Origin of the sequence: Actinoplanes campanulatus (assembly GCF_014647795.1) — a bacterium.
In the GTDB taxonomy this organism is placed as follows: domain Bacteria; phylum Actinomycetota; class Actinomycetes; order Mycobacteriales; family Micromonosporaceae; genus Actinoplanes; species Actinoplanes campanulatus.
Genome location: NZ_BMPW01000015.1, coordinates 185036 through 208283 on the forward strand (window position 1 = coordinate 185036; position 23248 = coordinate 208283).

The window sequence follows — 23248 nt, forward strand, 5'->3', positions numbered from 1 at the left end:
GCTAGGGTGTCCGCCATGACCGCCGCAGTACACCGCGCCCGCCGGCTGACCATGTGGAGTCTGGCGTTCACCCTGGTGCTGGCCTGGTTCGGTGCTCTCGCCGGGGTCGTCCTGCACATCTCGGAGGGCCGGGCCGACCCGGTGCGGTTCGCCGTCGCCGGCGTCGCGCTGGTCGTCTTCAACTGGTACGTCTGGCGCTTCATCCGGGCGGTGTCGGTGGGCTGGCCGGAGGAGGCCCGGGAGAGCCGCCGCTACGCGCTGTACTCCGGTATCGCGGTCCTGGTGATCCTGCTGGTGCAGGACGCCGACCCGTCCGGCTTCGGCATGATCGCGATCGCCTGGGTGAGCGTGGTGACGGTCCGGGCCGGGCGGCTGGCGAGCATTCTGCTGGCGGCCGGCACCGCCGTGTTCTGTGTGCTCTGGCTGTCGCTGAACCCCGGCATCCAGGAGCTCCCGGTCGAGGTGGCGGCGATCGTCTACGGGATCATGTGCCTGACCGTGCCGTACGCGAACAAGCTCTGGATCTGGATCCTGGATCTGGGTGAACAGGCGCACGCCAGCAAGGACGCCGAGGCCCGGCTGGCGGTCACCGAGGAGCGGCTGCGGTTCGCCCGTGACCTGCATGATCTGGTCGGCCACAGCCTGTCGGTGATCGCCGTGAAGAGCGAGCTGGCCGGCAAGCTCACCACCATCGACGCGGCCCGCGCCGCGGAGGAGATGGCGGTGGTCCGCGGTCTGGCGCAGGACAGCCTGCGCCAGATCCGGGAGGCGGTCCGCGGTTACCGGGTCCTGGACCTGGCCTCCGAACTGGACAGTGTCCGCGCGATCCTGGAGGCCGACGGGGTGCGCTGCGAGATCGACCTGCCGCCGGGAGCCGTCGACCCGGAGACGGCCGCCCCGTTCGCCTGGGTGGTGCGCGAGAGCGCCACCAACATCCTGCGGCACAGCTCGGCCACCTGGTGCCGGGTGTCGTTGCGGGCGGCCGACGGCTCGGCGGTCCTCGAGGTGGTCAACGACGGCGCGACGACCGGTTCCGATCCGGCCGGCACCGGGCTGGCCGGGCTGGGCGAGCGCCTGGCCGCGATCGGCGGCTCGCTCACCGCACAGCCCACCGGCGACGGCCGTTTCCTGGTCCGCGCCACCGCCCCGACCGGAGTCGCCGCGTGATCCGTGTCCTGCTGGCCGATGATCAGCATCTGATCCGCGAGGCCCTGGCGATGATGCTGGAGTTCGAGGAGGACCTGACCGTGGTCGCCCAGTGCGGCCGCGGCGACGAGGTGCTCACCGCGGTCGACGCCCACGATCCGGACGTGCTCGTCCTGGACATCGAGATGCCCGGCCTCGACGGGCTCAGCGTCGCCGAGCGGCTGCCGGGCCGGGCCGTGCTCATCCTGAGCACCTTCGCCCGCCCCGGCCACCTGCGCCGGGCCATCGCGGCCGGGGTGCGCGGCTTCATCCCGAAGGACTCCTCCAGCGCCGAGCTGGCGGACGCCATCCGCCGCATCCACGCCGGTGGCCGCTACCTCGATCCGGAGCTGGCCGCCTCGGCCATGATGGCCGGCGAGAACCCGCTCACCGACCGGGAACGCGACGCCCTGGCCCTGGCCGCGGCGGGCGCCTCGGTCGCCGAGATCGCCGGGCGGCTGCATCTGAGCGAGGGCACGGTGCGGAACTACCTGTCCAACGCGATCACCAAGCTGGGCGCCGCCAACCGGATCACCGCGATCCGTCACGCTCAGCGGATGGGCTGGATCTAGGCCGGCTTCAGCTCGACCGGGATCCCGTTGAGGACGCTGTTCCCGGACAGCGGGTCGATCACCAGCTCGTCGGTGAGAAGGTTGGAGTTGACGCCGGGACGCTCGGCCGCGACCGCCATCCGGGTGCCCGGCAGGTCGTGCCCCCAGCCGTGCGGCAGGCTCACCACGCCGGGCATCACCCGGTCGGTGACCTCGGCGCGGGCCACCAGACCGCCGGCCCGGGAGGTGACCTGCACGGCCTCCCCGTCGGCGACCGCGAGCCGCTCGGCGTCGGCCGGATGGATCTGGAGCGTGCACCGGTCGCGCCCCTTCACCAGCGCCGGGACGTTGTGCATCCAGCTGTTGTTCGACCGCAGATGCCGCCGTCCGACCAGGACCAGCCCGCCGCGCTCCCGGTCGAGGGCCTTCCGCAGCCGTTCCGCCTCGGCGGCCAGCTCGGGCACGCACAGTTCGACCGTGCCGGAGGCGGTCCGCAGCGCGGCCGGGATCCGGGGCCGCAGCGGCCCGAGGTCGATGCCGTGGGGTGCGGCCTTCAGCCGGTCGAGGGTCAGCCCGTCCGGGTTCTCGCCGAAGCCGTCCCCGTACGCCCCGGCGCGCAACGCCACGTCGAGCAGCCGCTCGGCCGGATGGTCGCCGGTGACCAGGCCGTGCCGCTCCTCCGGGACCCGGCGCAGCGCCTGCCGCAGCAGCTCGTCGTGCACGACGGCGGGGTCTTCGCCATCTTGGCCGAGAACGATCAGCATGAGCCGGGCCAGGATGTCGCACTCGTCCGGGACGGCCGGGTCGGGCGGCAGCACCGGCGGCGAGTAGGCCGCGAAGTTGCGCACCGACAGCGCCAGGAAGCTGAAGTCGTAGTGGCCCTTGCGCACCGAGTCGGTCGGCGGCAGCACCACGTCGGCGTGCCGGGTCGTCTCGTTCAGGTACGGGTCCACGCTCACCATGAAGTCGAGCCCGGACAGTGCCCGGTCCAGGCGCCCGCTGTTCGGTGTGGACAGCACCGGGTTCCCGGCGATCGTGATCAGTGCCCGGACCTGCTCGTCGCCGGGTGTCTCGATCTCGTCGGCCAGGGTGGCGACCGGCAGCTCGCCCTTCACCTCGGGCAGCCCGCGGACCCGGCTGTGCCAGCGCCCGGTCCGGAATCCCTTCCCGGGCTTGGCGGCGCCGGACAGGTGCGGGGCGAGCGGGAACATCACGCCGCCCGGCCGGTCCAGGTTCCCGGTGAGGATGTTGACCACGTCGATCAGCCAGCTGGTGACCGTGCCGAACTCGACGGTGCAGGTGCCGATCCGCCCGTACACCGCGGCGGTCGGGGCGGCGGCCAGCTCCCGGGCCAGGCCGCGGATCCGCTCGGCCGGGATCCCGCAGACGTCGGCGACCCGCTCGGGCGGGAAATCCCCGGCCAGCTCACGGACCGGCTCGACGCGGCTCACGTACTCCGGGATCGTGGCCAGGTCCTCGGCGAAGAGCGTGTGCACGATGCCGAACAGCAGGTACGCGTCGGTGCCCGGCCGGATCCAGAGGTGCTCGTCGGCGTGCTCGGCGGTCCGTGTCCGCCGTGGATCCACCACCACGAACCGCCCGCCGCGCGCCTGGATCGCCTTGAGCCGTCCCGGGAAGTCGGCGGCCGTGGCGAGGCTGCCGTTGGACTCCCACGGGTTGGCGCCGAGCATCAGCAGGAAGTCGGTCCGGTCCAGGTCGGGCACCGGGATGGTCAGCGGATTGCCGAACAGGTAGCCGCAGGACACGTGCTTGGGCATCTGGTCGACGGTGCTCGCCGAGTAGACGTTGCGGCTGCCCAGCGACCGGATCAGCGGTGTCACGTAGAGGCCGCCGGACATGGTGTGGGCGTTCGGGTTGCCCAGGTAGAGGGCGACGGCCTGGGCGCCGTACCGCTCGATGATCGGCCGCAACCCGGCACGGACCGCGGCGAACGCCTCCGCCCAGCTCACCTCGACGCCCTTGACCAGGGGCCGGCGAAGCCGGTCGGGATCGTCGGTGAGCTGCCCGAACGTGGCGCCCTTGGGGCAGACGAAGCCGTGACTGAACACGTGCTCACGATCGCCGCGGGCCGCGACGACCCGGTCGGCGTCGATGGTGAGCTCCAGGCCGCAGGCGGCCTCACAGAGCGGGCAGGTCCGGTACGCGGTCCGCATGGCCGTCTCCCAACGCTGGGTTACTGGTCGGTATCCTGCCACGCCCGACCCCGGATCGGACAGGTTGAAAGACTGACCGGGCTGCCGGACATGTGCGGAGGTGGACCTCGTGAACTCCGACCCACGCCGGGCCCGGTTCGAGCGGCTGGCCCCCACGGTGATCGACGCCGTGCGCCGCTACCTGGCCCGGCGCACCGATCCGGCGACCGCCGACGACGTGCTCTCCGAGACGCTGCTGATCTGCTGGCGGCGCCTCGACGAGATGCCGGGGGAACACCTGCCCTGGGCGTACGCGGTGGCCCGCAACTGCCTCGCCAACGCCGAACGCGCGCACCGCCGCCGGTTCCGGCTGCTCGCCCGGATCTCCCGGCTCGACCCACCGCCGACCGTGGTCGACGGTCCCTCCCCACCCGACGGTGACCTGACCGGGGCGTTGTCCCGGATGCGCCCCGGGGACGCCGAACTGCTACGGCTCTGGGCCTGGGAGGACCTCACCCCGGCCGGGATCGCCGTGGTCCTCGGCATCACCGCGAACGCCGCGTCGATCCGCCTGCACCGGGCCCGGCAGCGGCTGCGCGACGAACTGACCGGAAAGACCGGCCCCGCCGCCGGACATGACAGGTCGACAGAGGGGAGCCGGACATGACCGACGACGATCTCCGGGAACGCCTGCGCCGCGCCGACCCGGCCGCGCGGCTGGAACCGTCCTCCCCCGCCCAGGTCGAGTACCTCGTGGAGGAAGCCATGTCCCGTATTCCCGTCCGCCGATGGGCGGCGCCCGTCGCCGCGGCCCTCGTGCTGCTCGCCGGCGGGACCGCCTGGGCGGCCCTGCGCCCGGACCCGAAGCCGCTGGTTTCTCCCGCGATCATCGCGGCCACGCCCGTCCCGTCGGTCCAGGTCCCGTCCGGTGGGCCGGCGAAGTGCGCCGAGCAGAAGCCGGAGCTGCTGGACGAGCAAGCCTTCTTCGCCTTCGCCGGCAAGGTGACGAAGATCGACGACGGCGACGTCACCATGAAGGTCACCCACAACTACCGGAATATGGAGGGCCCGGGCGTCACGATCCCGCAGCCTGAGGGCAGCTCCGAGACGATGCCCGGCAGTGGGCGGTTCGAGTTCGGCAAGGAGTACCTGGTGGCGGCCACCGGCAACGGAGACATGCTGCTCTGCGGCTACAGCGGCGAGGTCGACACGCCCGGCCTGCGCGAGCTCTACGAAGCGGCCTTCTGAGCCGGGTCGACCACGACCGGGTGACGCAGACCGGGGTGGTCCGCCGGCAGGCTGCGGCGGATCACCCACCAGCTCACCGCCAGACACCCGGCGATCAGCGGCCCGGACAGCCCGAGCCGGGCCGCGGCCAGCGCCTCGGTCCAGCCCGCCTGGTAGAGCGGCAGGAACACGGCGACCCGGATGACGTACTGCATCACCCACACCCAACTGCCCCGCGAATAGGCCCGCAGCAGCGCCGGATCCCGCCGCCAGCGCGTCCGCTGCCCCAGCACGGTGCCGACCACCAGCCCGAGCAGCGGCCACCGGATCACGATGCTGATGATCCAGGCGAGCGCGCTGGCCGCGTTGCTGAGCAACTGGAGCAGGAAGAAGTCCTCGGCCTTTCCGGTGTAGAGCGCGATCAGGGCGGCCACACACACCAGGAACAGCCCGATCAGCACGGCCCGCGGCTTGTCACCCTTGCGCAGCCGCCACCAGGACACGCCGATCGCCGACACCACGGCCGCGATCGCCCCGGCCCAGATCGACTCCCCGAAGACCAGCCACCCGGCCACGAACCCGACCGCGGGCAGCGACGCGTCGACCGCGGCCCGCCGCCCGTTGAGCAACTCCGCCAGCGATTCCGGCTGCGCCATCTCCACCCGCCCTGTGAGGTTAGGCCACCCTAACCCTTCGCCACCCCCAAACCGAACCCAGGGCGGGGTCTTCGCGCAGGCGATTCGCTCCACCCCGTACCCCTGAAGGTTTTATCGAAGGGTGAGCCTCGGCAGCTCATAGATCTGGCTGGGGTCGTTGAGTGGGTCCACGTGCCAGAGCAGCACGGGGATGGTCGGGTCGCGCAGGATTCCCTGGTCGACGGCGGCGCGCACCCCCGTGGCCATGGTCAGGCCGGGAAGCGAGAGACCGCCGAGATACTCGGCGGGCGGCCGGCCCGCGGCGCCGTCGAGCGGCACGAGCGCGTCGGCGAGCAGAACGGCATCCCAGGCCGGGACCAGGAATCCACCGAGGTCGTTGGGGTGGCAGGGTTGGCTGGTCATCTTGATCGCGGCGTCCAGGGTGCAGGCGTCGCGCAGCACGCCGCCGGACACCCCCGGGGCACGGTCGGCACAGCTGAACGTCTCGCCCTTCGCCAGCCCGGTCAGGTCGTGGAAGTGTTCGATCTGCCGGGTGAGGATCTCCACCGACGCGGGGGTGAGGGAGGAGCAGCCGGGGCCGCCCACGTAGTAGTCGACCGGCCAGTCCGCGGCGCTGACCGCGCGGAGCTGATAGTTGGCCATGAACCGGCTGACCGAGCCGTCGGCGATGACCAGATGCGGCCGGGAATGACCGCACACCTCCTTGATCCGCTGGACGAAGTCGGCGAACCGGGTCCAGCGGTCGGCGAAGAACACCACGGTCGGCTCAGGCGCACTCGCGCAGATCGACTCGTCCACGCGGTCGAGGGCGGCGACGTGCCGGGCGGAGGCGCCGTCGACCTTCCTTACCTCGGCGAGCAGATCGTTGAGGAGCGACGTCGTGTACTGGTCGGTGGGGCTCGGATGCTGGTAGACGTCGAGCCGGAAACCGTTCTCGAACAGCCGGCTCAACCGGTGCACCGTGTCGGCGGCGTAGGCCAGATTGGCCGGCGCGAGCTGGAGGTATCCGGCCCGGTCGACGAACGGGCGGCCGGGCGCGCCGAGGTCGGCCAGCAGGTTCGGGGCGAGGAACGGGATGCCGGCGTCGAGGATCCGATTGATCGCCCGCTGGGTGGTGTCCCGGCTGTCGCCACCGCCGACGACCGCGACCCGCGGCCCGAACGTCTCCCGCTTCTCGACGATCATCTTGGCGATGTCGTCGATGTGCGCGACGTCCTGGGTGGCGTCCGCGATCACCACGTGCAGCCGGTGTTCGGTGGTCTCGTCGATGTGCCGCTGAGCGAAGAGCAACGCCCGAAGCTGGTCACGCTCGGACGGGTAGTCACGCCCGTCGGCGCAGCGGGTCGCGTCCCCGGGCGCCGGATCACAGGAGAGCGCGCCCAGCCAGACCACGGTGAGGTCGCCGGGCCCGAGCGTCTCGTTGTTCCCCAGAATCTTGCGCTGGAGCGCCACGGTGTCCGGGTCCCGGCCGAACGCGGTGGCCGCGAAGACCCCGGCGTCGGCCGTGTCGAGCAGCCCGTAACACCGCTTGCCGTCGGCGGTGGCCCGCAGCATCGTGATACCGGTCGAGGTGGGCAGCGTGTAGCACTCGTGCATGACGCCGGGCAGCCAGTCGGCCCGGGTCCAGCCGAGAAAGCCGAGCAGCAGGGTGAGCACGGCGAGGCCGGCCTGGTGGGCGGTGGTCAGCGCCGGCTGCCGGAAAAGACCGACCAGCTTCTCCGAGACCAGCACCGGCAGCACCACGGCGGCCAGCGAGACGGCCAGCGCGCGGGCCTCGGAACTGCCCCGGAAGAACGTCGCCACGAAGACGGTGGCGGCCGCGAAGACCACCGCCGTGGTGCCGAGCACCAGCACGAGGCGGATGTTCGGGCTGAGCAGGGTGGCGATGGCGGCCAGCACGAGCGCCACCAGGATCGTCCAGATGCCGACGTACCCGGTGATCGCGGCGTGCACCACGAGCACCAGCAGCGCCAGCACCGCGGCGAGCCGGGAACGCGGCCGGTCGGCGACGAACGACGGCAGCCGGGCGCCCTCGGGGACCGCCCCGCTCAGCAGCCCCCGGGCCCGCGTGCCCAGCCGGACCGCCGCCCACAGCGCCGCCGCCGAGGCCAGGACCAGCGCGATCGACCCGAACCCGGCGGCGCCGGCGAACAGCACCCGGACCACGATCAGCACGGCCAGCGCGACGGCCGCCAGCCGGAGCAGCACGTCCGCGGTCAGCAGGGAACGCAGCAGACGACCGCGGTCGGACATCGACTCTCCTCGCTCTCATCGGTGAGCCCGATGGTAGGAGGGTCAGGCCAGGCGGGACCGCTCCGCCCCGATCGTGGTGTCCTCGCCGTGCCCGGTGTGCACCACCGTCCCGTCCGGCAGTGCGAACAGCTTCTCCCGGATCGACTCGACGATCAGCCCGGCGTCGGAGTAGGACCGGCCGGTGGCGCCGGGCCCCCCGTTGAACAGGGTGTCGCCGGTGAAGACGCAGTTCAGGTCGGGGACGTGGAGGCAGACGGCGCCGGGCGCGTGACCGGGCGTGTGCAGCACCTCCAGCACCGACCCGCCCACCTCGATCCGGGCGCCGTCGGCCAGGTCGATGTTCCACCACACGCCGTCGCCGTGGGTCAGCTCCCACAGCGGCCACTCGGCGGGATGCAGCAGGATCGGGGCGCCGGTGCGGTCGCGCAGCCCGGGGGCGACGCGGACGTGGTCGTCGTGGGCGTGCGTACAGATGATCGCCCGCACCTGCCGGTCCCCCACCACCGCGAGGATCGCCTCCACGTCGTGCGGCGCGTCGATCACCACGCACTCGTCGTCGTCGCCGACCACCCAGATGTTGTTGTCGACGTCGAAGGTCTGGCCGTCCAGGCTGAAGGTGCCCGTGACGACACCGTGATCCACTCGCAGCATCCTCGGATTGTCCGTGAAATTCCCGGGCGTCGCTAAGCACTCGCCGGACCGGGAGCGTTACAGGAGCATGACTTTCGAGGAGTTCGTGGTGGCACGGCTGGGTGCCCTGCTGCGCTATGCGACCGCGCTCACCTGCGATCCACACCAGGCCGACGACATCTCGGGGAGGTGATGGTCCGGGCCAACGGGCGGTGGCGGCGCATCGCGGCGATGGAACAACCCGAGGCGTACGTGAAACGCATGGTCCTCAACGAGTTCCTGTCCGTGCGGCGGCGCTGGGCCCGGGTTCACCGGCAGCGGCGAGGGCTGTTGGTGGCCGCCGCCGCGGTGGCCGGGACGACCGCGGGCCTGCGGCGCCGTCGTAGTGCCACCCCGTCAGCGCTACCTTGCGGCCGCTGCGGCGCAGCAGCGTGTCGTCGACGGCGATGACGATCGGCGCGTCAGCCGGGATGAGATGGGTGACGACCAGGCGAAACAGGGCCAGACCGACCTCGTCGGTGTTCCAGCGGGCCCGGCTGAGGAACCAGTGGGCCTTGGCGTGGTGCCATACCCCGGCCAGCCCGGCTGCGGTCAGCATCCCGCACACCGTGTGCCGGCCCGGCTGCGCGATCATCCCGGCCAGCAGCGCACTGAACGTGCGAAACGACGGTGCGGTGAAACACGACCGGAACGAGCGAAGCATCCCGGCCAGCGACGGCGGTAGGGTCTCGTACTGAAGCATCGGCGGTCCACACCTTCTGCCCGAAGATAGTGAACCGCCGATGCTTCATCTCTTCTGAGATCCCCTCACCGCGCCACGCCGCACACCCACGCTCAACCACCCAAAAGTGCGAAAGTCGAGCGGTGGTCAATCGTCCAAGATCTATGCGCGAGGGCAGCGGAGGCGCGCGATCAGCCGCGGGCGTGAGGTGCGACCGCGAGCTACGCCCGATCAGTCGTCGCCGCCGCCGTGATCGTCGCCAGCGTCGTCACGGCTCTTGTCGTCAACTCGATCGTCACGGCCACTGTCCTCACTCCGGGCACGGCCACTGTCGTCGGCGCGGCCCTTCTCGTCCCGGTCATCACCGGTTCGGTGGCGGGTGATCTCGCCAGTGGCGGCGTCCACCTCGATGTCGTGCTCGACGCCGCCGGCGATCACGTCGATCTCCCAGACGATCCGGCCGTGCTCCGTATCCCGCTCGACCGATTCGATGACGCCACCCGGGACGGCACGCAACGCGATGGCCCGGGCTTCACCGGCGGTGAAGCCCGGCACAGTGGAACTCACGGATCCGCTGGAACTGGGCAAATCGCTCGGGTCGACCGCCTCACTCGCCGTAACCGACGGCGAGGCGACCGCCCTCGGCCGTACGTCATCCGACCCCTCCGCCAGCGCGGCGCCCCCGAAACCCAGCACGACCAGCGATCCTGCGGCGACCATCGCCACGGTTACCTCTTGTTCACGGCTTCCCCTCCTGTCGGTCAGAACGGGTCAACCCTCCCGCGAAGATCACTATGGGCACGCTGTGTGAACGTTAAGGCCGGGATAAGGACGCGAAGTCAGGCGACGCCCTCCGCGACGAGCACCCCATCGACGTACGCATGGACCGGCTGATCCCGCAGCCCGGCGAAGAGCAACTTCCGATGGTGCTCGATCGTCACGAAGTGCTGTTCCCGCGTACCAACCACAAGGTTGTACCTTTTGACCAGCTTCAAAGAGGCTATCCGTACGGTGTTGACGACCTCGTAACCGTCCACCGTGATGGACAGGCCACCCCAGAACTTGTTGAACGAGAACACCACCGTGTGGCGCTCCTCGGCACCTACATCGAAGCTCATCCGCATCCCTGTCACTGTAGAAAGCTGTGTCACCGGCTGAGGGGTAAGCGGATCCGGCTCGCCGGCGCGTCCTGAAGATTGACGGAGCGAGCGACGGCGGGGAGTGCCAGTGCTGAGCGGGTTCGAGGAGTTCGTGCGGGATCGGGGTGACTCGCTGAGACGGTTCGCCTATCTGATCTGCGGCGATCGGCACCTCGGCGAGGATCTGGTGCAAGAGGTGCTGGTCAAGGCATATCGACGATGGCCAAAGATCGAAACAGACCAACCCGATCGGTACGTGCGGACCGCCATCGTTCGATCGCACGTCTCGTGGCTGCGCCGCCGGTCCAGCGGGGAGCGGCCGGGTGTCGTGCCGGACGCGCCCGTCGGCGGTGACTTCACCGAGGGTCAGGCACTGCGTGACGAGATCTGGTCCCGGCTCGGCACTCTCACCCGGGCTCAGCGGGCGGTCATGGTGCTGCGGTACTACGAGGATCTCGACGACCGGCAGATCGCTGAAGTGCTGCGCTGTTCGCCCAGCACGGTGCGGGTTCATGCCGCTCGTGCTCTGGCCCGGTTGCGGGCCGGCCTGGCGCAGGCCACGAAAGAGGATTCGAACCCATGAGTGAGAAGAGCACAGAGGTGCCGGCATGAGCTTCGAGGACGACCTTCGGATCACCCTGCGGGACCGGGCCTCGGAGACGATGCCGCCGGCCGATCTGCTGACCGAGACCAATAAAGGGGTACGACGTGATCAGCGCCGCCGTCGGTGGCTGGCGACCGGGGTTGCCGTGGTGGCGGCCGGGGCAATCCTCGCCGTACCGCTGGCGATCCGGGGCGACGGTGGTCTGTCGCCGCGTCTTCCGGCGGCGCCGGTCACCTCGCTGCCCGACGTGGCGGGTCTCGGGCCCTGGGAGCCGATAGTCACCTTCGATCTGCGACCAGGCTGGGTTCCGGATGGAGTGGGCCCGCCCACGCTGGAGCTGATGGGCCCCAACCAGGTCCTCCGGTACGAGAAGGACACTCAGATCCTGGCCGCCGAGTTCGGTCCACTCGAACCGGAGTGGGAGGTGGAGGCGACTGCCGAGAGTTCCACGACGATCGGTGACCGTCCCGCGATCGTGCACACCGCCGACGACTACGACGGCGCGGCTCCCGGTCACCGGTATGTGGCCGTTCGCTGGAAAACCGCCGAGGACAAGTGGGTTCAGGTGACGAGCCTCGCGCCGTACAGCGAGGAGGCGGTCCTCCGGTTCGCCCGGGAACTGGGCAGCGAGCCCGGCGTGGTTCCACCGGTGCCGCCCACGTTCACGTTCGCCGAGCACATGGCCGGCATGGCCCCGCAGTACGTGGGGCCGACCATGGTCTGCCAGGTTCCGCAGGAGATGTCCGGCAGGCAGCGGCAGCCCGAGGGGTTGTGCGTCTACACCCTGGAGGAGAAGTTCGCGCCCGGGCCACACGGGGAGCGGCTGCTCATCGGGGGTAGGCCGGCGTACCTGTATCTCGACGGCGGGATCTTCGACATCGACCTGAGTGGCGGTCGCACCCTGCGGATCGAGTGGGATCAGCAGACGATTCCGCTGGGCCGGGAGCGCATCCTGAGGTTTGCCGCGGGGATCACCTACCGGGGCTGACGCTGGCAGGATGATCAGGTGAGCACTCTGATCGAACCGTGGCCGCGCCCGGCGTTCCGCCCCACCGGCCGCCCGGCGTCGACCATGTTCGTCGCCTTCGCCGAACGGGACGTGCTGAGCGGCCTCGACCTCAAGGTCGGCGCCCCGCCGTCGGCGCCGCTCGCCGCGCTGGACCTGCGTCAGCACCGGTATTCCGACGACCCGGACTGGTTCGACGGCTGGCGTTCGGGGCCGCTGCGGCAGGTGGCCGCCCAGGAGCTGCCCGACCCGGAGCGCCTGGACGCCGCGACGTGGTGCTATTCGATCCGGCTGATCGTGGACGACCCGTCCGACCTGACCCATCTACAGCTCGGCTGGGCGGTGGCCGGGCTGCTGGCCGAGGCGGGGGCGTTCGCGGTGTTGGACGTGTACACGCACACCTGGCACCCGGGTGACGAGGTCGCCGGGCTGGACGCGCACCGGCCGTTCGTCATCCAGCGGGATGTCGGGCTGGTCGCGGAGACCGACAGCCGTCCCGGATTCGGGCATCCGGTGCACACCCGAGGCATGATCAAATTCGGTCGCCCGGATCTGATCTCCGGGGTCCCACCGGAGCGGATCGAGCAGACCGCCATGATCCTCAACCACCTGGCCCGAATGCTGGCCGAGGGCCACGCTTTCGAGATCGGCCAGCTCTTCCGTGTCGACGGCGAGCGAACCTTGCAGGTCGCCCCCTACGAGGGCGACCCCGACGTAGGCCTAATCGGCGACGGCCTACTACTGACCGACGTCTAACAACATCCACATCCCAACCACCACCCCCACACACCTCACACCCCTCGCGCCCCGCACACCTCGCACCCCGCACACCTCGCACCCCGCATACCTCGCGCATCTCGGGCACCTTGCGCCCCGCGCACCTCGCGCACCTCGCGCACCTCGCGCACCTCGCGCACCTCGCGCATCTCGGGCACCTTGCGCCCGCGCACCTCGCATCTAGCGCCCCGCGTCCCCGCGTCCCCGCGTCCCCGCGTCCCCGCGTCCCCGCGTCCCCGCGCACTCGCGCACTCTGCACCCCGCGCATCTCAAGCACTTGCGCCCCGCGCGCCCCGCGCATCTCGGGCACCTTGCGCCCCGCGGACACCTGGAGCACCTCGGGCACCTCGCCCCGCGGGCCCCGCGCCCTCGCGCCTCCGCGCCCCGCGCACTCGCGCACTCGCGCACTCGCGCACTCGCGCACTCGCGCACTCGCGCACTCGCGCACCTTGCACCCCGCGCACCTTGCCCCGCGGGCCCCGCGCACCTCGTGGCCTCGCACCCGCACCCGCTCCCGCTCCCGTCGAACGCACCGTCCCGTTCGGCTTCTACACCCAGACCATCGTCATCTGCTGGTACACCCTGCACGGCCACACCAGCTACACCGTCACCCAACGCCGCACCGCCGCACCCTGGTACCCGACCAAACCCAGCCGTCCTACCAAGACATGATCACCAAACTCCGCCGCACCCTCATCGCCACCCGAATTCTTGGCACATCCCCAGCTCAACCAACCGCCGAAGAACTCCACACCCCCCGACTGACCTGGGCCGAAGAAGCCGCCTAACACCCCACAACTACGAAAGTCGAGCGGTAAACCAACGCCCAAGATCCGCACGAGGTGCACAGTCCACCCCCGCAACGGCTCAGGCTCCTCCGATTGCGGCGACCTTGGACGCTTGCCCACCGATGGCGGTGGGCGAACGCCCAAGATCGGGACGAGGCATGGGAACAGGCACGAGGCACCAGTACGGGCGCGAGGGCGAGACGCCAGGACAAGACGTGAGGGCGAGACGTGAGGGCGGGTGACGGGGTGAGTGGGGTGGGTGGGGCGGGGCCGGAGAGGTGGCGGGGCGGGTGGGGTGGCTGAGGGGTTGGTGGTGCTCGTTACTCGTACCGGGGATGGGGTTTTATCCATCGGTGGAGCAGGACCGCGGCGAGCAGGCCCGCGCCGCCCACCGTGATCGCGGCGGCCGTCAGGGAGGCGATTGCGGTGACCGCGCCGATCAGGAGTGGGCCGCCGCCCTGGCCGATGTCGGAGCAGAGACGCCAAGCGCCGAGGAACTCGGCGCGCCCGGCCGCGGGGGACGCGTCCGCGCCGAGCGTCATGACGAGGCCCGCGCTGAGGCCGTTGCCGAGGCCCATGAGCAGCGCCGCCGCGGTGAGGCCGAACGCGCCCGTGGCCAGCGGCAGCAGGGCGTGTGCCGCACCGAGCAGGGCCATCGCGGGGACCGCGGCCCACCGCCGGCCGTAGCGGTCCATGAGTTTGCCGGCCGGATAGAACAGCAGCATGTCGATGCCGCCGGAGACGCCGTAGATCAGGCCGATGGTGGCCGGGTCGAGGCCGAGCGACACGCCCCACAGCGGGACGATGGTCTGGCGGGAGGCCCGCAGCGCGCCGACCAGCAGCACGCCGACGCCCAGGGTGCGCAGGGTGTGCCGGTTGGCGCGGATGACCGCCCACAGTCCGGGGCGTTCGGCCCCGGCCGGTACGGCGCGGTCGTGCGGGACCGGCGGTGACACGATCAGCACTACGGTGGCCAGGCCGACTCCGGTGATGGCGACCAGGTACGCCCCGTCGAGCCCGGCCAGGTGCATGGCGGCGGCGCCGAGGAACGGGCCGGTGAACGTGCCGATCCGGCCGACGCCGCCGAGGGTGGACATGGCGCGGGCGCGCAGTTCGGGGCGGACCGCCTCGGTGAGGTAGGCGTGGCGGGACAGCGCCCACGCCGAGCCGCACACTCCCAGGAGGGCGACCGCCGCTCCTAGGAGCAGCACGTTCGGGGCGAGCATGCAGCAGATCAGGGCGGGGATGGCGAACACGGCGGCGGTGAGCATGGTGCGCCGCTCCCCCACCCGGGAGATCAGCACGCCGGCCGGCAGGGAGCCGCTGATCTGGCCCAGGCCGAGCAGCCCGGCGACGATCGCGGCGACCGCGGGGGACGCGCCGAGGCCGGTGGCGGTCAGCACGATCACCGGAGCGACCGCCCCGATGCCGGTGGAGTAGACCGCCGACGGCAGGTAGACGGTCGGTCCGAGTTGGCGCAGCGTCTGGCCCTGGGCGGCGGTGGTCTCGGTCACCCGGGAACGGTAGCCCGCCCCCGGACACCGCCATGCGCGACACTTCGTAATATTTACAACCATGAAAAGCTGGCGAAGCAATCTCGCCCTTGCGCTGTCGGCCCTCAGTCTGCTGATCGTTCTCGGTCAGTTCGCCGAAGACTTCGCCACCGGCCTACAGTCCGAACCGGAACTCGCCACCGCCTCCCAGGTGGAGGCCGTCGCCCACGTCACGCTGCCGCCGGGGACGGTCCTGCTGTCCGCCGTCTACAGCAACGGCCTGGAGACGCGGCTGGTCGCGAAGTTCCGGATGCCGCGCGCCGCGCTCGACGGGTTCGTGGCGTCCGGGAAGTTCACCGCCCAGCCGGTCGACGGTCTGCGACCGGTAACGGACAAGGACGACCTCGGCGGCGGTGGCCTGTGGAAGCCGGAGGAGTCGATCAAGGTCGCCGGCATCGACGAGGCGGAGGCGCCCGGGCCCGATGGCACCTACCGCAGCGTCCTGTTCGGCCTCGACGACCCGGACAGTGTCCTGGTCCACCTGGCCGCGACCAAGAACTGAGGGCCGCCGGCCATCCGCGCACCCAACCCTTCCGGGTCGCCTCCACCCCGGCCTGGAACCGAGCACCAAGGCCATCTGGCTCTACAAGGGCAACGGCAGCTTCGAATTCGGCGAGCAGAAGGAGATCTGGACCGGCTGGGGCGTCTTCGACATGATCGTCTGACCCACCCAACGCGCACCACAAGCCGTCACCCGCTCACACCGAGCGGGTGACGGCAGCGTCGCGTCGGCGGGCACCGATAACCGGTTGAGCCCGATGCGACGATGGCGCCATGCAGAAGATCCCCACGCTGTTCCAGCGTGACCCGCAGGACCGTAAGCGCGTGCTGCCCGAGGCCAACCCCGTCTGCCAGTGGGTTCTCGACGGCGAGGGGATCGCCACCCGGAAATACGACGGCACCTGTGTGCTGCTCGACGCCGACGGCACGTGGTGGGCGCGCCGCGAGGTCCGCCCGAGCCGGACCCGTCCGCCGGGTTACCGGCCGGTGATGACCGACGAGGTCACCGGCAAGACGGTGGGCTGGGAGCCGATCGCCCAGTCGGCCTACGCGAGATATCACGCCGAGGCCGCCACGTCGTTCTCCGGCGATCCGGGCACCTACGAGCTGATCGGCGAGAAGATCAACGGCAACCCCGAGGGGGTACGCGGACACGCGCTCGTGGCGCACGCGAAGGCCGACCGGCTGGACGTGCCCCGCGACCTGGACGGGCTGCGCACCTGGCTGCTGGCGCACCCGAAGTTCGAGGGCATCGTCTGGCATCACCCGGACGGCCGCCGAGCCAAGATCAAGTACCGCGATTTCGCATAGGCCCGAAGAGAATCAGGCGAGGATCTGTTCGCGCAGGATGTCCGCGTGCCCGCAGTGCTGCGCGAACTCCCGCAGCACGTGCAGGTAGATCCAGCGCAGCGGCAGCGGCCCGCGCCGGTTGCCGGTCACCACGTCGTCCAACAGATGCGCCGCGGTCGCCTTCCGGGAGGCCTCGCAGGTCTCCCGATAGGCCGCCCGCACACTGTCGATGGTGTCCTCACCGGTCAGGATGAACGACTCGTCCGGTGTCGCCGGGATCCCGATCTCGTCCCGGGACCGCCCGGTGATCGCCTCGTCGAACCACACCTTCTCGACGAACGTGGCGTGCTTGACCAGCCCGAGCAGCGTGGTCCGGGACGGCACCAGGCTCCGCCGGGCCTGCTCCTCGGTGAGGCCGTCGAGGCAGTCGTGCAGCGCCGCCCGGTGTTCGTCGAGGAAGAACTCCCACTGCTCGCGCAGCGGCCTGTCGATCACGTCGTCCATCGAAGACATGCACTCACGCTATCCGGCGGATCGCCAGGTACGAGAGCCAGCCCAGGCCGATGATGAAGCCCAGCGTGATGAGCCGGTAGAGGACCACCGCGGCGATGGCGATCTCGGTGGTCATGCCGCCGGTGATCAGGCCGAGGATGAGAGCGCCGTCGATGATGCCGAGCCCGCCGGGCACGATCGGCAGGCTGCCGGCGGCCATCCCGGCACAGAACGCCAGCAGCAACTGTCCGGTGCTGATCGTGCCGCCACCGACCGCGACGCAGCACAGCCACAGGCAGAGCGCGTCGAGCAGCCAGTTGAGCAGGGCGAAGATGATCGCCGCGGCGCCGTGGCCGGGGGTGAGCCGGGCGACCCGCAGCTGTTCGAGGAAGTCCTGGACGCGGTCGCGGCCGTGGTCGGCGGGCCGCTGGCGCAGCCGGTTCACCACGGTGAGCAGCGCGGCCAGGCGGCCCGGGTGCCGGGCCAGCCGGCGCACCCCGAGGGTGGCCAGGACGACGGCCACGGCCAGGGCGGCCAGCGTGTGCCAGTCGGCGGTGTCGCCGGCGGTGGCCGTGCTGAACAGGGTGATCGCGGCGAGGGCGGCAGCGGAGAGGATGCCGGAGAGGGCGATGCACCAGGAGGCGATCGCCGGTGAGGCCCCGAAACGGCGCATCTGCCGGTAGTTGAGGGCGGTGGAGAAGGCCGGGCCGCCGGGCAGGCTCACGCTGAGCGAGTGGGCGGCGTAGGCGAGCGCGACGTGCCGCCGCAACGGCACCCGGACGCCGGCGGAGCGCAGCAGGCGGCGCTGCATCCGGGCGTAGGCCTGCATGGCGGCGGTCTCGGCGAGCAGCGCGGCGGCCAGCCAGCCGAGGTGCGGGGCGCGCAGGTGGGCGAGCGCGCCGAGCAGCGATTGCCAGCCCAGGAGCAGTTCGGCGCCGAGGATCGCGGCGACCACGGCGACGACTGTCCAGCCGGCGCCACGCCGTTTGGTCGGCACCTCGACGAGGGTGGTCATTCCTGCATCCGGCCTCTAGTAAACAACTGTTGACTTCAAAACCGTACCGGCGTACGGCATAGGGGTCAACAGCCGTTTTCGTCACAGGAGCAGGGTGGCTAAGCTGGCGTAACTGACCGGAAGGACCGCTGTGACCACAGGGGAGACCGCGACGCCGCCACGGCGCCGGGATGCCGCGAAGACCCGGCGGCTGCTGCTCGACGCGGCGATCCAGCGGTTCACCCGGGACGGTTATGCGGCCACCACGGTCCGCGACATCGCCGACGACGCGGGCGTCAACGTGGCGCTGATCAGCCGCTACTTCCGGTCCAAGGAGGGCCTCTTCGAGGCCTGCCTCACCAGCAGCGTCGACGAGCTGCGGCGCAACACCGGGGAGGCCCCCCTCAGCCGCACGCCGGAGGCGATCGCCCGGCAGATCGCCGGCCCGTGCGCGGACGGTCTGCCCTACCATCTCGTGCTGCTGCTGCGCTCGTCCGGCGACGAGGGAGCCGACCGGATCCGGCTCGGGCTGCTCCAGTCCTACAGCGAGCGGCTGGCCGCGGTGGCCGGCTGGTCACCCGGCTCCCCCGAAGGCGACGACCTGCTGTTGCGCGCCCAGGTGGTGCTGGCCGCCGCCGCCGGGATCGCGCTCCTGCGTACCAAGACCGGTCTGGGGCCGTTGGCTCAGGCCACCGAGGAGGACCTCGTCCCGCCGCTGCGCGACCTGGTCGAGGCCCTCCTCAAGAACGACTGACGAAGTGCGACCGGCTGGCTCTCAGTGCTGTTCAACGGCCTCGAGACAGCGCTGAGAGCCAGCCGTGAAGATCCGGTCAGGCGCGGCGCCGGGACGACGGCACGAGCAGGGACGCCAGCACGGCCAGCGCCGCGACCGCCGCGCAGATCCAGAAGCCCTTGGTGAAGGCGGCGTCCGACGGGATGCCCCGCGGCCCGGTCTCGGAGGCGATCACCGCGGCGATCACGGCCGTGCCGATGCTGCTGCCGACCGACCGGGCGATCGCGTTGACGCTGGTCGCCTCGCCGGTGTTGGCCGCCGGGACGGCCGCGATGATGGCGTTCGACATCGACGCGAAGGACAGCCCGATGCCCATGCCGGTGAGGCAGCCGGACGCCAGGATCTGCCAGATCTCGCCGTGCCCGACGGCCGGCAGCGCGAAGGCGGCGACGACCGCGACGGCACCGACCACCAGCGGGATCTTCGGGCCGTACTTCCGGTCCAGGAACCCGGCGAGCGGGCCGAAGACCAGCATCATGAGGGTGGTCGGCAGCAGGTAGAAGCCCGCCTCGGAGACCGTCTTGCCGAAGCCGTAGCCGAGGGCGGTGGGGAGCTGGAGCAGGATCGGGATCAGCAGGAAGCTGCCGAACATCGCGAAGCCCAGGATCAGCGCCACCAGGTCGGCGGTCCACACACCCCGCTTGGTGAGCAGCCGCATGTTGATCAGCGGCTCCGCCATGCGCAGCTCGACCAGGACGAACACCACGAGCGCGACCAGGCCGAAGCCGAGCAGGCCGAGCGTCTTGGCGGAGGTCCAGCCCCAGTCGTCGCCGTCGCTGATGGCCAGCAGGATCGAGACCAGCGAGACGGACAGGATGCCCGCGCCGAGCAGGTCGAGCCGGCCCGGGGTGCGGCTGGTCGACTCGGGCACTCCGAAGATCGCGCCGACCAGCGCGATCATGACGATGACCAGGGGGAACCAGAACAGCCAGTGCCAGGACAGGTGGTCGACGATCGGGCCGGCCGCGACGATGCCGACGCCCGCGCCGATGCCGAAGATCGCGGAGAGGCCGCCGACGGTCACGCTGACCTTCTCCGGCGGCAGCACGTCCCGGACGATGCCGATGGAGAGCGGCATGATCGCGCCGGCCGCGCCCTGCAGGGTCCGGGCCAGGATGAGCACGGTGAGGTTGGGCGCGAGCGCGGCGAGCAGGGTGCCGGCGGCGAGCAGCACCAGGACCGCGAGCAGGACCCTGCGCTTGCCGACCATGTCACCCAGCCGGCCCAGGATCGGGGTCAGGACCGAGGCGGAGAGCAGGTACGCGGTCAGGATCCAGCTGATCTCCCCGGTGTCGACCTGGAACTCCCGGGCGATCACCGGCAGCGCCGGCGCGACCAGCGACTGGAGCACGGCGAAGGCGAGCCCGCCCAGCGACAGGAAGAGCACCACGAGCGTGGTGTTCGCGTGCCTTCCCGGAGCGGCGCCGGACTTGACCGGCTCGGCGATGGTTTGCGTCATCAGATCCCCGGAAACAGAAGTAAACATTCGCTGACTTACCCAAGTTAGGGTCCACTCGCAGTCAGGTCAACGGACGTTTACATCACACGAGCTTCCCGGGGCTCACATAGGCGTACGAAAGCTAGGGTTTTGAAAGAAAGATCTCGTCGACGGCGCCGTGGAACTGGTCGTTGTCGCCGTGCGCGCTCTTGCCGCCGACGTTGAGGGACATGGCGTTGTCGACGCGCAGCGTCGCGGGGATGCGGACGGCGGCGTGCGGCGAGCCGTCGACGAACAGGATCAGATCGGTACGGGTCCGGCGGCACTCGAGCCGGTGCCAGGTCCCGTCGGCCACCCCGAACGGCGCGACGGCCACGTGGATGACGCGGGAGTCCTCGCCGCGGATGACGCAGCTCGGCTGCCCGGGCCGGCCGTCGATCTGGAGTTTGTACTGGCTGCCCTCGGCCGAGTAGCCCTTCTGGAGCACGTTCTGCCCGTCCGTGGTGTGCCGCGCGGCCAGCCGGACGGTGGCGCCGTAGCTGAACGGCGCGTCACCCGGGTTGAGGTCCGGGCGGCTGAGCGCGCGCAGGATGAGCCGTCGGCACGGCTCCCGCTCGCACGGCGGCGGGAACTGCACCGCCCGGCCGGCGTCGTGCGGGACGCTGCGGGGGCGGGCCCGGTTGCCGCCGAACGGGGTCAGATGGTGGCCGAACCGGGAGGCGTCGTCCCACGGCCGCGGACCGTCGAAGTCGTAGCGGGCCAGCATCAGCGGCGGCGGCGCCGGCGGTGACGTGGGGGTGACCCAGACGGCCGGCGCGGGGCCGGACGGGCGGAAGACGATCGCGGCGGCGAGGACGGCGAGCGGCACCAGCGCCAGCAGGGCGATCACCGCGGCTCGGCGGCGGGTCAGCGGTGAGGGCACATACCGTCAAACGCATCCGCAGGCCAGGGGTGGCGGTCACGGGTCATCCTGAGGTGGTGCGATTCATCCTCAACGTGCTGTGGTTCATCTTCGGCAGCGGCTTCCTCCTGGCCCTCGGCTACGGGCTGGCCGCACTCGTCTGCTTCCTGCTGATCGTCACGATCCCGTTCGGGGTGGCCGCGCTGCGGCTCGCCGTCTACGCGATGTGGCCGTTCGGGCGGACCGTGGTCAGCAGCCCGGGGGCGGGCGTCGGCTCCGGGCTCGCCAACATCCTCTGGGTGGTGCTGGCCGGCTGGTGGCTGGCGCTCACCCACCTGCTCGCCGGTGTCGCGCAGTGCGTCACGATCATCGGCATCCCGTTCGGGATCGCGAACTTCAAGCTGGTGCCGGTGGCGTTCTGGCCGCTGGGCCGGGAGATCGTGGATCTGGACTGACCCGCGACCACCCGGCCATGGACGGCTCCGGCGTCTACAGCGGCCCGGTGGGCAGCTCCCGGCGCACCAGCTTGCCGGTCGGGTTGCGCGGCAGGTCGTCGACGAAGACCACGTCCCGGGGCACCTTGTAGCGGGCCAGGTTGGCGCGGACGAACTCGCGGATCTCCTGCGGGTCCCGGGCGGAGTCCTCGGTCGGGACGATGAAGGCGCGCAGCCGGGTGCCGAAGTCCGGGTCGTCGACGCCGATGACCGCGGCGTCCATCACGTCGGCCCGTTCGGCGAGCAGGTTCTCCACCTCGAGCGGGTAGACGTTCTCCCCGCCCGAGATGATCATGTCGTCCTCGCGGCCGTCGATGTAGAGCAGGCCGTCGGCGTCGAAGTGCCCCTGGTCGCCGGTGGCCATGAAACCGTCGATGATCTGCTTGTGCTGGCCGTCGGTGTAGCCCTCGAACGGGATGCCGGTACGGACGAAGACCCGGCCCTTCGTGTCGGCGGCGGTGATCCGCTTGTCCTCGCCGTCGAAGAGCGCCACCTGGACCGTCACCGGCGGCCGGCCCACCGTTCCGGGCGATTTGCGCAGCTCGTGCGGCTGGGCCACGGACGCGACGGCCACCTCGGTGGAACCGTAGACGTTGTAGAGCACGTCGCCGAAGACGTCCTGGAAGCGGACGCACACGTCGGGCGGCAGGGCCGATCCGGCCAGGAAGACGGTCTTCAGCGAGGACGTGTCGTACTTGGCGATCACGTCCGGGCCGAGGGCGAGGATCCGGTTCAGCATGGTCGGGACGGCCACCAGCATGTGCGCCCGGTGCTCGGCGATCGCGGCGAGGATCTGCTCGGCCCCGAGGCGGCGCAGCAGCACGGCGTGGTTGGCCAGCGACAGCCCCACCGTCCAGGCGCCGAACCCGGTGGCGTGGAACAGCGGGGACGCGATCACCGCGGTGCCCTGGCGGGGGAAGTCGATCCGGTCCGCGATGACGGCGCTGGCCAGCGGCGACACCTTGGTCCGCGGGGCGCCCTTGGGCAGTCCGGTGGTGCCGCTGGTGAGGATGATGAACCCGCCCGGCTTCTCCGGGATCGGCTGCGGGATCGTGGTGGGCTCGGCGGCCGTGAACTCCTCCACGCTGAGCAGCCCCGGCGGCCGGTCGTAGCCGTCGTCCTCCCAGGTCAGGTAGCGGGGGATGTCGTCCGGCAGGGCATCGACGGCGTCGGCGAACTCGCTGTCGTACATCAGGAAGCGGACGTTCTCCCGCTTGATCACCTCAGCGAGCTGGGAGGCGGCGAGACCGGTGTTGAGCATCGCCAGCCGCAGCCCGGCGCGGGCCGTGCCGGTGATCGCCAGCGCCAGCCCACGATGGTCCCGGGCCAGCACCCCGATGATCGACTTCTCCGGCAGGCGCACCTTGCGCAGCGCGTGCGCGAGGGCGTTGGAACGCTGGAAGAACTGGAGGTAGGTCCAGGTGCCGCGCTCGTCGGTGAGCGCCGGCAGGTCGGGGAACTCGGTCGCGGCCTTCTCGGTGAGGGCCGCCTGCGGCCCGATCTTCGCGTTGTTGCCGGCGGCCTTGATCAGCCGGTCCGGGCGCAGAAGGTTGACGATGCCTATCTGGTGCATCCGCAGAACCGCGTGCAGCGTGCTCAACTA

At 70.9% G+C, this 23248-nt stretch carries 25 protein-coding genes; 12 read left to right on the top strand and 13 right to left on the bottom strand.

The genetic code is table 11. The annotated features are described in order from the left end of the window. Positions 1 to 15: 15 nt before the first annotated feature. A complete protein-coding gene (locus IEZ13_RS27560; protein WP_183218083.1) occupies positions 16 to 1167 on the top strand; it encodes a sensor histidine kinase in 1152 nt (383 codons plus the stop codon). After that, entirely contained in the window at positions 1164 to 1757 is a 594-nt protein-coding gene (locus IEZ13_RS27565; protein ID WP_183218081.1) for a response regulator transcription factor, read from the top strand. The genes IEZ13_RS27560 and IEZ13_RS27565 overlap by 4 nt, the downstream gene beginning before the upstream one ends. Here IEZ13_RS27565 and IEZ13_RS27570 read toward each other — a convergent pair. Then, positions 1754 to 3910, bottom strand: a complete 2157-nt coding sequence (locus IEZ13_RS27570) for a molybdopterin oxidoreductase family protein (protein ID WP_183218079.1) — start codon at positions 3908 to 3910, stop codon at positions 1754 to 1756. The genes IEZ13_RS27565 and IEZ13_RS27570 overlap by 4 nt on opposite strands. A gap of 109 nt (positions 3911 to 4019) precedes the next feature. Between IEZ13_RS27570 and IEZ13_RS27575 the strand changes: the two genes are divergently transcribed. Both IEZ13_RS27575 and IEZ13_RS27580 read left to right on the top strand, forming a co-directional pair. Beyond that, positions 4020 to 4556 (top strand): RNA polymerase sigma factor, encoded by a 537-nt coding sequence (locus IEZ13_RS27575; RefSeq protein ID WP_183218076.1) that lies wholly within the window; start codon positions 4020 to 4022, stop codon positions 4554 to 4556. After that, positions 4553 to 5137: a hypothetical protein gene (locus IEZ13_RS27580; protein WP_183218074.1), complete on the top strand. Its 585-nt coding sequence runs from the start codon at positions 4553 to 4555 to the stop codon at positions 5135 to 5137. The genes IEZ13_RS27575 and IEZ13_RS27580 overlap by 4 nt, the downstream gene beginning before the upstream one ends. On the opposite strand, the gene IEZ13_RS27585 is transcribed toward IEZ13_RS27580, so the two are convergent. The 6 genes from IEZ13_RS27585 to IEZ13_RS27610 all read right to left on the bottom strand — a co-directional run bounded on the left by IEZ13_RS27585 (position 5119) and on the right by IEZ13_RS27610 (position 10500). Continuing rightward, complete coding sequence (locus IEZ13_RS27585; protein WP_183218071.1) at positions 5119 to 5772, bottom strand: DUF3159 domain-containing protein; 654 nt, start codon at positions 5770 to 5772, stop codon at positions 5119 to 5121. The genes IEZ13_RS27580 and IEZ13_RS27585 overlap by 19 nt on opposite strands. 111 nt (positions 5773 to 5883) lie before the next feature. Next, positions 5884 to 8025, bottom strand: a complete 2142-nt coding sequence (locus IEZ13_RS27590) for a hypothetical protein (protein WP_183218069.1) — start codon at positions 8023 to 8025, stop codon at positions 5884 to 5886. A gap of 42 nt (positions 8026 to 8067) precedes the next feature. Further along, entirely contained in the window at positions 8068 to 8676 is a 609-nt protein-coding gene (locus tag IEZ13_RS27595; RefSeq protein ID WP_183218067.1) for an MBL fold metallo-hydrolase, read from the bottom strand. 247 nt (positions 8677 to 8923) lie between these two features. After that, entirely contained in the window at positions 8924 to 9397 is a 474-nt protein-coding gene (locus IEZ13_RS27600) for a transposase (RefSeq protein ID WP_183218064.1), read from the bottom strand. Positions 9398 to 9607: 210 nt separating this feature from the next. Continuing rightward, positions 9608 to 9943 carry a PepSY domain-containing protein gene (locus IEZ13_RS27605; RefSeq protein ID WP_183218062.1) on the bottom strand — a complete coding sequence of 112 codons (336 nt, stop codon included), beginning with the start codon at positions 9941 to 9943 and terminating at the stop codon, positions 9608 to 9610. 272 nt (positions 9944 to 10215) lie between these two features. Beyond that, positions 10216 to 10500 (bottom strand): hypothetical protein, encoded by a 285-nt coding sequence (locus IEZ13_RS27610; RefSeq protein ID WP_183218060.1) that lies wholly within the window; start codon positions 10498 to 10500, stop codon positions 10216 to 10218. A gap of 103 nt (positions 10501 to 10603) precedes the next feature. Between IEZ13_RS27610 and IEZ13_RS27615 the strand changes: the two genes are divergently transcribed. The 3 genes from IEZ13_RS27615 to IEZ13_RS27625 are packed head-to-tail and all read left to right on the top strand — an operon-like array spanning position 10604 to position 12881. Next, positions 10604 to 11098 carry a SigE family RNA polymerase sigma factor gene (locus tag IEZ13_RS27615; RefSeq protein WP_183218058.1) on the top strand — a complete coding sequence of 165 codons (495 nt, stop codon included), beginning with the start codon at positions 10604 to 10606 and terminating at the stop codon, positions 11096 to 11098. A gap of 25 nt (positions 11099 to 11123) precedes the next feature. Beyond that, positions 11124 to 12107, top strand: coding sequence for a hypothetical protein (locus tag IEZ13_RS27620; protein ID WP_183218056.1), 984 nt, complete (start codon positions 11124 to 11126; stop codon positions 12105 to 12107). Between the two features lie 18 nt (positions 12108 to 12125). Next, complete coding sequence (locus IEZ13_RS27625; RefSeq protein ID WP_183218054.1) at positions 12126 to 12881, top strand: hypothetical protein; 756 nt, start codon at positions 12126 to 12128, stop codon at positions 12879 to 12881. A gap of 1129 nt (positions 12882 to 14010) precedes the next feature. Here IEZ13_RS27625 and IEZ13_RS27630 read toward each other — a convergent pair. Then, complete coding sequence (locus tag IEZ13_RS27630; RefSeq protein WP_203833886.1) at positions 14011 to 15204, bottom strand: MFS transporter; 1194 nt, start codon at positions 15202 to 15204, stop codon at positions 14011 to 14013. A 61-nt stretch (positions 15205 to 15265) separates the two neighbouring features. Between IEZ13_RS27630 and IEZ13_RS27635 the strand changes: the two genes are divergently transcribed. The 3 genes from IEZ13_RS27635 (at position 15266) to IEZ13_RS27645 (ending at position 16554) form a co-directional block, all read left to right on the top strand. Next, a complete protein-coding gene (locus IEZ13_RS27635) occupies positions 15266 to 15745 on the top strand; it encodes a hypothetical protein (protein WP_183218051.1) in 480 nt (159 codons plus the stop codon). Beyond that, entirely contained in the window at positions 15711 to 15908 is a 198-nt protein-coding gene (locus IEZ13_RS27640) for a hypothetical protein (protein WP_183218049.1), read from the top strand. Before IEZ13_RS27635 ends, IEZ13_RS27640 begins: the two co-directional genes overlap by 35 nt. Positions 15909 to 16017: 109 nt before the next feature. After that, positions 16018 to 16554: a DUF5565 family protein gene (locus tag IEZ13_RS27645; RefSeq protein ID WP_183218047.1), complete on the top strand. Its 537-nt coding sequence runs from the start codon at positions 16018 to 16020 to the stop codon at positions 16552 to 16554. Between the two features lie 12 nt (positions 16555 to 16566). Here the strand turns inward: IEZ13_RS27645 and IEZ13_RS27650 are convergent, their stop codons facing one another. Both IEZ13_RS27650 and IEZ13_RS27655 read right to left on the bottom strand, forming a co-directional pair. Next, positions 16567 to 17046, bottom strand: a complete 480-nt coding sequence (locus tag IEZ13_RS27650; protein WP_183218045.1) for a DinB family protein — start codon at positions 17044 to 17046, stop codon at positions 16567 to 16569. A gap of 4 nt (positions 17047 to 17050) precedes the next feature. After that, positions 17051 to 18040, bottom strand: coding sequence for a lysylphosphatidylglycerol synthase transmembrane domain-containing protein (locus IEZ13_RS27655; RefSeq protein ID WP_183218043.1), 990 nt, complete (start codon positions 18038 to 18040; stop codon positions 17051 to 17053). Positions 18041 to 18170: 130 nt separating this feature from the next. Between IEZ13_RS27655 and IEZ13_RS27660 the strand changes: the two genes are divergently transcribed. Beyond that, a complete protein-coding gene (locus IEZ13_RS27660; protein ID WP_229795091.1) occupies positions 18171 to 18773 on the top strand; it encodes a TetR/AcrR family transcriptional regulator in 603 nt (200 codons plus the stop codon). Between the two features lie 76 nt (positions 18774 to 18849). On the opposite strand, the gene IEZ13_RS27665 is transcribed toward IEZ13_RS27660, so the two are convergent. Together IEZ13_RS27665 and IEZ13_RS27670 are read right to left on the bottom strand one after the other, a co-directional pair. After that, positions 18850 to 20271, bottom strand: a complete 1422-nt coding sequence (locus tag IEZ13_RS27665) for an MFS transporter (protein WP_183218042.1) — start codon at positions 20269 to 20271, stop codon at positions 18850 to 18852. Between the two features lie 121 nt (positions 20272 to 20392). Beyond that, positions 20393 to 21172, bottom strand: coding sequence for a LamG domain-containing protein (locus IEZ13_RS27670; RefSeq protein WP_183218040.1), 780 nt, complete (start codon positions 21170 to 21172; stop codon positions 20393 to 20395). A gap of 53 nt (positions 21173 to 21225) precedes the next feature. Here IEZ13_RS27670 and IEZ13_RS27675 point away from each other — a divergent pair, with 53 nt between their 5' ends. Then, entirely contained in the window at positions 21226 to 21606 is a 381-nt protein-coding gene (locus tag IEZ13_RS27675) for a YccF domain-containing protein (protein WP_183218038.1), read from the top strand. Between the two features lie 34 nt (positions 21607 to 21640). On the opposite strand, the gene IEZ13_RS27680 is transcribed toward IEZ13_RS27675, so the two are convergent. Then, positions 21641 to 23245 (bottom strand): AMP-binding protein, encoded by a 1605-nt coding sequence (locus tag IEZ13_RS27680; protein WP_183218036.1) that lies wholly within the window; start codon positions 23243 to 23245, stop codon positions 21641 to 21643. Positions 23246 to 23248: the final 3 nt, after the last annotated feature.

Excerpts from the sequence above, each read along its gene's own strand:
- IEZ13_RS27560 (WP_183218083.1), top strand. The coding sequence starts at position 16 with ATGACCGCCGCAGTACACCGCGCCCGCCGGCTGACCATGTGGAGTCTG.
- IEZ13_RS27570 (WP_183218079.1), bottom strand. The coding sequence starts at position 3,910 with ATGCGGACCGCGTACCGGACCTGCCCGCTCTGTGAGGCCGCCTGCGGC.
- IEZ13_RS27580 (WP_183218074.1), top strand. The coding sequence starts at position 4,553 with ATGACCGACGACGATCTCCGGGAACGCCTGCGCCGCGCCGACCCGGCC.
- IEZ13_RS27585 (WP_183218071.1), bottom strand. The coding sequence starts at position 5,772 with ATGGCGCAGCCGGAATCGCTGGCGGAGTTGCTCAACGGGCGGCGGGCC.
- IEZ13_RS27590 (WP_183218069.1), bottom strand. The coding sequence starts at position 8,025 with ATGTCCGACCGCGGTCGTCTGCTGCGTTCCCTGCTGACCGCGGACGTG.
- IEZ13_RS27595 (WP_183218067.1), bottom strand. The coding sequence starts at position 8,676 with ATGCTGCGAGTGGATCACGGTGTCGTCACGGGCACCTTCAGCCTGGAC.
- IEZ13_RS27600 (WP_183218064.1), bottom strand. The coding sequence starts at position 9,397 with ATGCTTCAGTACGAGACCCTACCGCCGTCGCTGGCCGGGATGCTTCGC.
- IEZ13_RS27610 (WP_183218060.1), bottom strand. The coding sequence starts at position 10,500 with ATGCGGATGAGCTTCGATGTAGGTGCCGAGGAGCGCCACACGGTGGTG.
- IEZ13_RS27620 (WP_183218056.1), top strand. The coding sequence starts at position 11,124 with ATGAGCTTCGAGGACGACCTTCGGATCACCCTGCGGGACCGGGCCTCG.
- IEZ13_RS27635 (WP_183218051.1), top strand. The coding sequence starts at position 15,266 with ATGAAAAGCTGGCGAAGCAATCTCGCCCTTGCGCTGTCGGCCCTCAGT.
- IEZ13_RS27645 (WP_183218047.1), top strand. The coding sequence starts at position 16,018 with ATGCAGAAGATCCCCACGCTGTTCCAGCGTGACCCGCAGGACCGTAAG.
- IEZ13_RS27650 (WP_183218045.1), bottom strand. The coding sequence starts at position 17,046 with ATGTCTTCGATGGACGACGTGATCGACAGGCCGCTGCGCGAGCAGTGG.
- IEZ13_RS27655 (WP_183218043.1), bottom strand. The coding sequence starts at position 18,040 with ATGACCACCCTCGTCGAGGTGCCGACCAAACGGCGTGGCGCCGGCTGG.
- IEZ13_RS27665 (WP_183218042.1), bottom strand. The coding sequence starts at position 20,271 with ATGACGCAAACCATCGCCGAGCCGGTCAAGTCCGGCGCCGCTCCGGGA.